The organism is Frankia sp. R82 (assembly GCF_023716925.1).
Lineage (GTDB): Bacteria > Actinomycetota > Actinomycetes > Frankiales > Frankiaceae > Frankia.
Genome location: NZ_JAMQQG010000226.1, coordinates 1 through 8,052 on the forward strand (window position 1 = coordinate 1; position 8,052 = coordinate 8,052).

Annotated in this window: 6 protein-coding genes; 3 read left to right on the forward strand and 3 right to left on the reverse strand. The window is 69.7% G+C overall.

The window, feature by feature from the left end:
• Positions 1-1,643, forward strand: a 1,643-nt coding sequence (locus ND747_RS18880) for an ATP-dependent helicase C-terminal domain-containing protein (protein ID WP_285900785.1), incomplete at its 5' end; no start/stop codon positions are given.
• A gap of 319 nt (positions 1,644-1,962) precedes the next feature.
• On the opposite strand, the gene ND747_RS18885 is transcribed toward ND747_RS18880, so the two are convergent.
• Positions 1,963-2,754 carry a hypothetical protein gene (locus tag ND747_RS18885; protein WP_251735050.1) on the reverse strand — a complete coding sequence of 264 codons (792 nt, stop codon included), beginning with the start codon at positions 2,752-2,754 and terminating at the stop codon, positions 1,963-1,965.
• On the reverse strand, positions 2,688-3,671 hold the full coding sequence (locus tag ND747_RS18890; protein WP_251735052.1) for a glycosyltransferase: 984 nt from the start codon (positions 3,669-3,671) through the stop codon (positions 2,688-2,690). Before ND747_RS18890 ends, ND747_RS18885 begins: the two co-directional genes overlap by 67 nt.
• 778 nt (positions 3,672-4,449) lie before the next feature.
• Here ND747_RS18890 and ND747_RS18895 point away from each other — a divergent pair.
• Positions 4,450-5,577 carry a glycosyl hydrolase 53 family protein gene (locus tag ND747_RS18895; protein WP_251735054.1) on the forward strand — a complete coding sequence of 376 codons (1,128 nt, stop codon included), beginning with the start codon at positions 4,450-4,452 and terminating at the stop codon, positions 5,575-5,577.
• 229 nt (positions 5,578-5,806) lie between these two features.
• On the forward strand, positions 5,807-6,058 hold the full coding sequence (locus ND747_RS18900; protein WP_251735058.1) for a DUF234 domain-containing protein: 252 nt from the start codon (positions 5,807-5,809) through the stop codon (positions 6,056-6,058).
• A gap of 100 nt (positions 6,059-6,158) precedes the next feature.
• On the opposite strand, the gene ND747_RS18905 is transcribed toward ND747_RS18900, so the two are convergent.
• Positions 6,159-7,259 (reverse strand): trans-acting enoyl reductase family protein, encoded by a 1,101-nt coding sequence (locus ND747_RS18905; RefSeq protein WP_251735056.1) that lies wholly within the window; start codon positions 7,257-7,259, stop codon positions 6,159-6,161.
• Positions 7,260-8,052: the final 793 nt, after the last annotated feature.

Here is an 8,052-nt window from a genome sequence, read left to right on the forward strand (position 1 = left end):
CCGTGCGGGTGTCGCGGTCGTCCGCCGGGCAGCGCGCGGGCCGGGCGGGGCGGGAGGCGCCGGGCCGGGTCTACCGGTGCTGGTCCGCCGCTGAGCACGACCGCCTGCCCGCCCAGCCGGAACCGGAGATCGCCGTCGCCGACCTGACCGCCTTCGCCTTGGAGCTCGCGGTCTGGGGCCATCCCGGCGGCGTGGGCCTGCCCCTGCCCAGCGACCCTCCCGTCGGCGCGATGGAGGCCGCCGGGGTCTCGCTGCGGGCCCTCGGCGCGGTCGACGAGACCGGCCGGGTCACCCCACGAGGACGTTCGATCGCCCAGGTCGGGGCCCATCCGCGGCTCGCGCGGGCGCTGCTCGACGGCAGCCGGGCCGTCGGCGCCCGCCGCGCGGCGGAGGTCGTGGCGATCCTCTCCGGAGACGGCCCGGTGGGCGGCCACTCCGACGACCTGGTCGCCGTGTGGCGCCGCCTGCGCAACGACACCGACCGGGCCGCGTCCACCCGCTGGCGGGAGGAGGCCCGCCGGCTGCGCTCGGCCGCGGACTCCACCCCCGCGGGGCACGGTGAACCCACTGGGCACGGTGAACTCGCCGGGCCTGCTCTGTCTGCCGGGTCTGCCGGGTCTGCCGGGCCCGTGCCACCGGGAACGGGTGGACTGACCGACGATCTTGCGGCGGGACTGGTGGTCGGCCTCGCCTTCCCCGAGCGGCTCGCGCGGGTCCGCGCCCCCGGCAGCTCGACCTACCTGATGGCCGGCGGGACCGGCGCCGAGCTCGCCCCGGGTTCGGCGTTGACCGGGGCGCAGTGGCTCGCTGTTGCCGTCGCCGACCGCGGGCCCGACCGGACCTCCGCCCGGGTGCGCCTGGCCGTCGTCCTCGACGTGGCCACCGCGCGGGAGGCGGGCACGGCGCTGCTGCGCACCGAGGACGAGGTCGCCTGGTCCGGTGGCGACATCGTCGCCCGCCGACTCGAGCGACTTGGCGCGATCATCCTCGCCGAACGCCCGGCGGCCAGGCCCGACCCGTCCCTGCTGCGGGCCGCGGTGCTCGACGGGCTGCGGGACGCGGGGCTCCCCGTGCTGCGCTGGAGCGCTGATGCGCTCGCCCTGCGCGACCGGCTCGCGTTCTGCCACCGGCTGCTCGGCACCCCCTGGCCCGACGTCACCGACGCCGCTCTGCTGGCCTGCGCCCCGGGCTGGCTCGGGCCGGACCTCGACGGCGTGCGACGCCGCGCCGACCTCGGACGCATCGACGCCGGCCGCGCGCTGCGCCGGCTGCTGCCCTGGCCACAGGCCGCCCGGCTGGACGAGCTGGCACCCGAGCGGGTCGCGGTGCCCAGCGGCTCCCGGGTGCGCCTCGACTACAGCACCACCAGCGGCGCGGCCGGCCCCGTGCTGGCCGTGAAGATCGCCGAGGTGTTCGGATGGGAGCGGGTCCCCGTCGTCGCCGACGGTCGCGCGCCGCTGGTGCTCCACCTGTTGTCGCCGGCGGGCCGCCCGGTGGCGGTGACCAGCGACCTGGCGTCGTTCTGGCGCACGGGCTACCCGCAGGTCCGCGCGCAGCTACGCGGCCGCTACCCCCGCCACCCCTGGCCGGACGACCCGACCACCGCCCCGCCCACTCGCCGCGTCGCCCCCCGCACCCGCTGACCGCCGGGTTTCGTCAGGCCATGCCCGCCGCTGTTCCCCGGCCCCGGCGGACGACACCGGCAACGCGCCTTCCGTGAGGCACTCGCCGACCTCGTCCCGCCCCAGCACGGCTGGCTACCCACCATGCGCATCGCCGACTTCCAGATCCCAGCCTCCAGCCAGGACGACGAACTGATCGCCGCTGTCCGCGGGCTCCTGCAACGCCCCGGCGGGCCCCCGAGCCAGTTCCTCACATAGCCGCGTCAAGACCCGGGCCCTTCTCGCCCGGCGAGGGCCGGGAGTCCACTCACCGGCGGATCCCCGTTGGCGCAGCCGGGCGTCACACCAGGGAAATCGCTGTCCACAGTGGGTGCCCGCTGGCGATAGCGGTGGCCACCAGCGCGACCGCGAGCAGGCCCGTCGTTGTCAACGTCCGGGCCTGGCGACGCAGGCGGACGGCGAGTCGCGGCTCGCCGTCCGTGGCGGCCAGGACCTCCTGTACCACCACGAAGGCCAGCACCAGCAGAAACACCAGCGCGTCCTGCAGGGCGAACAGAAGATTTCCCGCCGTCGGGCCCGAGCCGTACACGGTCAGGTAGTACCAGCAGGCCGCAAGGGGCAGCACCGCCATGGCGATATAGGGCGCCACCAGTCCCAGGGGAAGGGCCGCACCGTCCCCACCGACACCCTTTTTAGTGATCATGTAGGGCTTCTTGACTCGTAGGACGACCTGGACGAGTGCGGAGAGGACGATCACCCAGCGGGCGGCATGCAGTACGACTCCGCGCCAGGTCAGACGCACGCCCGCGGGCACGTGCCAGGGCCGGCTCCACAGCCAGATCAGCGCTGCGGCGCCAGTCATCGGCAGGCTGTGGCCGAGAAAGTCCAGGTAATGCACCTGTGCTATACGCCAGTCCAGGACCAACGCTGCCAGCGGCAGGACGAAGAGGATTAGCATCGAGACGGACCAGAAGGTGTACCAGGTCTGGGCGAAAAGGAACTGGAGCGCCTGACGCGGCCGGTAGCGCCGAAGCAGCCGCGGTGTGTGGCGCAGCAGCACCTCGATCATCGAGTACGCCCACGCGAACTGCTGCGACAGATAGGTCTCGAACGTCTCGGGCCCGTCCCCCACCGCGAGGATGTCGGGGACAAAAACCCCTCATACCCACGCGCGGCGAGACAGACGGTGTCGAGATGATCCTCCGCCCGGGTCGGCTGGAATCCTCCGATCTCCTGGATCGCCGCCGCATCATAGGTGCAGTGGCTGCCGATGATGAACGGCGTCTTGGAGAATCCGTAAAAGCCCATCTGAAGAGGGCCCTGGAGGCCCAGTTCCTGCTCTGCGGCGCCCCGGGCGGTCCAGTACTCGAAGTTGCCGTACACACTCGGTGCCTGTACCCACTTCACCGCCGGATCCGCGAAGTAGCCGAGCACCCGATCCAGATAGTCGGGATTCGGAATGTGGTCGATGTCAAGCTGCGTGAAATGCGTGTAACGATGCCCGTGGGCGTTGAGCCAGCTGTTGACGTTACCGGCCTTGGTCTTGCGTTGGAAGGGCGGGAACCTGCGGTTCCAGGCCGCCACGCCGGACTTCCCCCAGCGGGCCTCGTCATGGCGGGAGAAATACTTGACGCCGACCGAACGGGCGAGCTTTTCTATCTCCGGCGAGGCGACCTTGTCGACGAGAATCCAGCTGTCATGCGGATACCTGATCTGGCTCATCGCGATCAGCTGGCGACGAACGATCTCCAGCGACTCGGAGCCGGGCACTGTCAGGCTGAGAACGGCCACCCGTCCGATCCGGCCGCTTCTCTCCGCCTGCTGCACCGGGATGGGAGCCGGCCGGCGCATGTTCCCGACGAAAATCATGTACATGGTGGACAGAAACGTGCCGACGTAGAAGAGGGACAGCGACATCGGAACGAACAGCAGGGGCGAGCCCACGTTGCGCGCCTGGAGCCACCACTGCCAGAAGAAGCCGACAGTGGCAAGCCACCCGATCAGGATCAGCCGGTACTGCCATTTCTGCCGTCGATCCAGCACGTCCATGGCTTGGACCCGGACCGCGACCTGGCCTGGCCCGGCCTCCAACGGGTCCGACACCGGGAAGCGGTACTGCAGGGGGACGGTCAGCTGCCCCAGACCATCTGCCGAACGCTCCGTCAGAGTGTTGTCACGCAGCGGAAGCTGCACCGCTCTCCCCCACTATCAATGCCCGGGCGGAGGCTCGACAAAGAATCAGCGGGAAGACGATCCCACCGGGCACGACCGGGCGCGCGAAAATACTGCGATCAGGCTCGGTCGGATGCCTGGACGATTGACCGCCGAGACATGGGCGGACACGTCAGGGCGTGACCGGGCAGATGGTTCGGCTATTGCAGGTCGTCACTCCGGCCACAGCGTGTCGACAGAACAGACATCGGTGACTCAGCTCGAAACACGTTCCGCCCCCGCCCACGTGTCCGGTTCGAGGCCGACTCATGGTCGACCCACGCCGTATAGGTAGCAGTTATATAGCATCGCACACAGATTGACAATATCTATACAGAAAGTGACGAGTGCGCCACTCCGGGCGCGTCGCGGTTGTTCTGTCGCCTTCATCCAGCATTCGCCGTGACCCCCGTCACGCCTACCGCCGCGGACCGAAGCGGCCGTAGCAGGCACGGCAGGAAGTCAGGAACGGGTATTTTCTTACGATCAGACGGGCCCGACAGGCGCAGAGGAATCCTCCTGTGAGCGGACGATCAGACGGCCAGGCGGCCAGCTGCCGCACTCGGGGCTTCGGCTCGCGACGACGAGCGGGCGTCGGGAGGGGAGACATGTGCGCGTGACCCACCTGGCGGGCCCGACCCTCGCCGGTGCGCTGGTGGCGGCACTGCTTCTGATCATCGCCGTCCAGCGGCGCCCCGGGGGCGCGTCCGACGTCCTCGCTGTCCGGGGCGCGGACATCTCGTTCACGCTCCAGGAGGAGGCGGCCGGGACGACGCTCTCCGACGGCCTGCGTCACCTTCCCCTGGAACACATTCTCGCCGCCCACGGCGGCAACTACGTACGGCTGCGAGTCTGGGTGAATCCGCCCGCGGGATACAGCGACGAACAGGCGGTGCTGACTCTGGCCCGCCGAGCCAAGAATGCCGGACTGAAGATTCTCCTGGCACCGCAGTACTCGGACTTCTGGGCAGATCCGCACGCACAGGAGCCGCCGGAGGCGTGGCGCGGCGAAGATCTCGCCACCATGAAGAAAACAATCAGGGAATACACTCGCGACCTCGTGGCGAAGCTCGCGGCGCAGGGCACCCCGATCAATATGATCCAGATAGGAAACGAGATCACCAACGGCATCCTCTGGCCGGTCGGTTCGGTCCGGGACGGGACCACCAAGGAATGGTCGAACCTCGCCGCACTGGTGAACAGCGCCATCGATGGCGCCAGGGAAGGAGCACCGCGCGGGCACCTGCCGGTCGTCCTGCACATCGACAGTGGAGGTGACATCGGCCGTTCGCGATACTTCTTTGACAGTCTCCTCCATGCCGGCGTCACGTCATTCGACGTCATCGGCCTGAGCTATTATCCGTTCTGGAACGGCTCGCTGTCGGATCTGCGCGCAAATCTTGCCGTCCTGGCCGCGCGGTACCACCGGAAAATTCTGATAACAGAGACCGCCTATCCCTGGACGATGTCCGGCGCGAAGGCGGGCGACTGGGTCACCTCGGCGAGACAGTTACCGGACGCGCAGTCCCTGCCGGCGACACCGGCAGGGCAGGAGCAGTACTTCAGGCAGTTGCGCCAGATCCTGCGGGACGTACCTGACCACCGTGGCCTGGGATTCCTCGACTGGGAGCCCGGCTGGCTCACGGTTCCGCCGAAGCCCGGTGAGCTGCCGCCAGCCGCGAACCTGGCCATGTTCGACCAGCACGGGGTCGCGCTCCCCAGCATCGACGCGTTCGCCCGTTGAGCCGGGCCGCCCCGGCGCTGGTCACCCGCAGCCCCACAGCAGCGATCCGACATCTCGCAGCGAGGGCCAGATCGATCATTCACCCAGGTCCGCGGGGCACAGACCATCCGCCACCTTGGGGTGCTACACCTGATTCCAGACGACAGTCTTCCATGGCCACATCATTTCGACCGGGAGACGAAATCGCCATCTGCGCCGACTCGCGGTCGCCGGCACGCTGGGCCGGGACATCGTCGCGGTCGGGCCCTACTGGAGCACGGGCGGGCGGAACGAGATCGATGCGGTCGTCCTCGCGGGCAGGGACCGACACCCGGTTCTTTTCGGCGAGGCGAGATGGGCGCGCTCCGTCGACGGCCGGCGGATCTTCCGGCCGGCTTTCGAAAAAGGCGCACGCTGTTACCTCGGCCGTACCAGTGGCCCAGGGGCACCAGACACGCCCTGGAGCCACCGGTCCAGACAGGACCGGGATGGACAGTGCTGACGGGGCGCGCCTCGCGCTGTGCGCTCGCGAGGAGATCCGTGACCCGCCACCGGGATGTCTCACCGTCACCGCCGCCGGCATCTTCGCCCAGCACCGCCCGTCAGGTCTGCTCCAGGCCGGCCGAGCGGACGCCGGCTTGCAGTTCGTCCAGCCCGAACGCCTCCACCGGTCCGAGCGCCCCGGCACCCCTGGCTCCGCCGGCGGCAAGCGTCTGTGCACCCCAGGCCATGATCTCGCCGGTGAAGGTGTAGGGATTGACCCCCGCCAGGCGCACCCGCCGCATGACCTTGCCGGACGGGGAGAACGCCTCGGCCACCACGACCGCACTGCTGCCCGCTCTGGCCGTCGCGTCGGGGCCGCCGGTCGAGCCGCTCACCCGGCGCCGCACCAGCGACAGCAGTCCTGCTCGCAACGGGGGAACCCTGGTCACGGTGGCCACGACAAGGGACAGCACGGGCAGGGCCCGCGTGACCTTCGGATCGGCCGCCACGAGGAGCACGTCAACGTCTCGCAGGGTCGGATGAAGCGCCGGCAGAGCAAAGTGCTCCGAGCCACCGATGCTGAGTGCCCACCGCCGCTGCCCCGACCCGAAATCGACCTGGCGGGCCCGCGCGCCGCCGCGTTCCGCCCTCAGCCGGCCGCCCCGGAACGCGAACGACGGCGCCAGCAGCGCGTCCACCGAGCTGGCCCGGGTGCCTCCGCTCCGGCCGGCCCCGCCCAACGACAGGTATCCGACCTCGACTCGTACCGCTTCCGGGCCGGCCTCGGCCAGGGCCAGCGCCGCCGCGAGGTTGCCGGGTACCCAGTCGAAACCGAAGGCGGTGAGCAGAGCGGAGCCGTTTCGCCGTGCCGACGGGCCATACTGTTCGAACGCCCGACGGATGAAGTCCGGCTCGCCGGTCGAGTCGAGATAATGCGCCCCGGCGTCCACCGCCGCCTCGATCGCCGGGGTGCCCCAGCGCAGAAACGGACCGACCGTCGAGACGAGAACATCGCCGCGTTCCACCAGCGCCCGAACGGACTCCGGCCGCGTGGCGTCGGCGATTTCGGTCTGCAGGCCGCCCAGCTCCTCGGCGAGACGTTCAAGGCGATCACCCGACCTGGCGGCCAGCACGGGCCGATGCCCCCGGCCCACCAGTGCCCGGGCCACCAGCTCCCCGGTGTACCCGGTCGCGCCGAAGACGACCATCCGCCCGGCCATCAGACGGACAGCCCCGTCAGCGGCGAACCGAACCGATCCGTGGGTACGCGGGGCAGATCCACCGGGACACCCAATGGTGACGCTGAGTCATTGTCCACGAGTCTGATGATAGTGAGTATCGATGTGACGGGCAGGGGGTCAGATCGGGCAGTTCGTCCCCACCGGGCTCCACGAGAAGAAGCACCCGACCCGGCCGGAGGGCCGGCAGGCGGCCGCGGCGTCCCCCGAGTCGAGCCGTGACCAAAGAGGCCACCGGCGCCGCCGATGGCCTCTGTCTTGCCTGCTTGTGTGGGTGGGCAGGGGCGGGGTCGAACCGCCGACCTTCCACTTTTCAGTGCCACGGTGGCCCGTACGTCGGCCTTCACAGCGGTCCGTGGTGCAGGCGGGGAAGTGCCACCGTGTGGCCTCGACCGCCGCTGAACGACCCTGAACGAGACCAAGAGTGAGACCATCCATAACGCGCTTGCTGGCAACAAAAGTCGGGCGAGCGTCGAGAAGCGGAAGCCGCGCAGCAGCTTTAGGCCGCACTGTAGTGCGGCGGTCCTCTACCCGCGGATCGAGCAACGGGCGCGCCTCCCGCCGATCTCCGTAGACGTCCACGCCTACTGATCGATCAGCACGTCGAGTCCATGGACGTCCACCGTCGTCCATGGCCGTCCGGCGGCTCGGGTACACGCTTGGGTGCAGTGCCCCGCCTCACCCGATGCCCCCCGATGGGGTCATGCCCACGGTGGTGGTGTACGGACAGTGATGCCGCGTGATCCTGGTTGAAGGTTATGCGGTGAGGGCTTCG